The organism is Psychrobacter sp. SWN149 (assembly GCF_015864565.1).
Lineage (GTDB): Bacteria > Pseudomonadota > Gammaproteobacteria > Pseudomonadales > Moraxellaceae > Psychrobacter.
Genome location: NZ_JADYWX010000019.1, coordinates 1 through 849, shown reverse-complemented (window position 1 = coordinate 849; position 849 = coordinate 1). Strand labels below are relative to the sequence as shown.

1 protein-coding gene is annotated in these 849 nt (G+C 51.2%); it reads right to left on the bottom strand.

Translation table 11 applies throughout. The features are described from left to right. The coding region (locus I6E86_RS13655; RefSeq protein ID WP_227680671.1) for an Ig-like domain-containing protein at positions 1-849 on the bottom strand (849 nt) is incomplete at both ends.

The window sequence follows — 849 nt, the reverse complement described above, 5'->3', positions numbered from 1 at the left end:
GTGATAGTCGCAGGCTCAGACGTTAGGCCTGTTGTGTCAGAGACCACATACTCAACTGGTGTTGGATCACCTGTGAAGTCTGCTTCTGGGGTAAAGGTGACTGCACCAGTGGTTGGATCAACGACCCATGATCCTTCGCCTTCAACCGTTAACGTGGTTACTTCAGAACCATCAGTCGGATCAATCAGCTTAACCGTCGTTGGGTCAAGATCACCATCAAGGTCGGTGTCATTGCTTAGTATGTCTACTACAACAGGATTGCCTGTGGTGCCTGTGTTTGTATCATCTAGGGCCACTGGTGCCGTTGGTGGGTAATCCACAACGATGATGGCTTCATTTGAGGTTTCACCTGTGATGTCATCAACCGTATAGCTGATTGGCGTTGGGTCAGCGGTAAAACCAGCTTCTGGGGTAAAGGTAACCACGCCAGTTGTTGGATCAACGACCCATGAGCCTTCACCTGGTACGTCAACTGATTTACCGTCAGCCGCGATGGTGCCACCCGCTGGTGACTGGGTGATCATGACGGTCGTTGGGTCTAAATCGTTTTCAGGATCAGTGTCATTGGCTAGAATGTTAACGGCTACGGGCGTATTTAAAGGACCGACACCTCTATCATTCTTAGCCACTGGTGCGGTTTGTGGATAATCAATGGTGACAGTAGCAGGGTTTGAGGTTTCACCAGTAATATCATCAACGGTGTAGCTGATTGGCGTTGGGTCACCAGTAAAGCCTGCTTCTGGCGTGAAGGTGATGTCGCCTGAGACAGGATCAACACTCCATGAGCCTTCACCAGCCACGTCAACCGATTTGCCGTCAGCGGCGATGGTGCTGCCGACTGGCGCTTGG